The sequence below is a fragment of the Pseudomonas sp. EL_65y_Pfl1_R83 genome, from assembly GCF_963970695.1.
Taxonomy (GTDB): domain Bacteria; phylum Pseudomonadota; class Gammaproteobacteria; order Pseudomonadales; family Pseudomonadaceae; genus Aquipseudomonas; species Aquipseudomonas tritici.
Genome location: NZ_CAXAQI010000267.1, coordinates 1 through 511, shown reverse-complemented (window position 1 = coordinate 511; position 511 = coordinate 1). Strand labels below are relative to the sequence as shown.

Below are 511 nucleotides of genomic sequence, written 5' to 3'. Positions count from 1 at the left end.
TGGAACCTGCCACGCGCATCCGCCAGGTGACGAACGGTTCGTACTGCGCAGGCGGCAGAAGTGGAAAGAAGCGCGCGATGAATGCCCGGTAGGTGTTGGCGCTTGCAATCGTAGCGGTGCCTGCTCGCAAACGAAGCGGTTTTCTGCTCGGATTATCTGACAATGGGCGGAGCGTTCTGCTCACGCTATCCGCAAATGTGCTCGCCATCATCCGGCCCTGCTCGCAGTCATGGTCGCCTGCTCACATTATCTACCAGCGGGAGTGGCGTCAGCGTGGCACCCGGATGGAGCCGTCCGCGATCCCTTCGGCGACGTTTGAGAGCATGACGGCGTAGCGGTGCAGGCCGGGGAAGCGACCAGCGTTTCTCTCGATCTCTTCGCCGTATCCGGCATCGAGCAGCGCCTTGAAGTCCGGCATCACGTCGAACATGCCGCCGAGCAGATCGATATCGGAAGCACCGATCAGCAGCAGGGCATTCGCATGGGCGTCTAGGCGTTTCATCGTCTCCAG

General features: G+C 61.3%; 2 protein-coding genes. Both read right to left on the bottom strand.

The window, feature by feature from the left end:
- The coding region (locus AACY08_RS28790; protein WP_339472487.1) for a hypothetical protein at window positions 1–211 on the bottom strand (211 nt) is incomplete at its 3' end.
- A gap of 57 nt (window positions 212–268) precedes the next feature.
- The coding region (locus AACY08_RS28785) for an arylsulfatase regulator (RefSeq protein ID WP_339472486.1) at window positions 269–511 on the bottom strand (243 nt) is incomplete at its 5' end.